We start from the raw sequence: 279 nt of genomic DNA, 5'->3' as shown, positions 1-279 counted from the left end.
CCGTCGACGTCGAAGTCGACAACGATGTGATCGCGCTGTTCGCCGACGACAAGCCCGTCGAAGTCGAGGTCGACAGCGACGTTACCGAACTGTTCGTCGAGCTGAGCCCCGTCGACAACGAACCAATCGAGCTGGTGGCTGACGACAGCCCTGTCGACGTGGAGGTCGACAGCGACGTGATCGAGCTGTTCGCCGACGAGAGACCCGTCGACGTCGAAGTCGACAACGATGTGATCGAACTGTTCGCCGACGACAATCCCGTCGATGTCGAGGTCGACA

General features: G+C 60.6%; 1 protein-coding gene. It reads left to right on the top strand.

Annotated features, from left to right (window positions below; all coding sequences use genetic code 11):
* On the top strand, positions 1–279 hold a 279-nt coding region (locus G3N99_RS42675), incomplete at both ends, for a hypothetical protein (protein ID WP_206125352.1).

The sequence above is a fragment of the Burkholderia sp. Ac-20392 genome, from assembly GCF_017104585.1.
Lineage (GTDB): Bacteria > Pseudomonadota > Gammaproteobacteria > Burkholderiales > Burkholderiaceae > Burkholderia > Burkholderia lata.
This window is presented reverse-complemented; position numbering and strand designations above follow the sequence as displayed.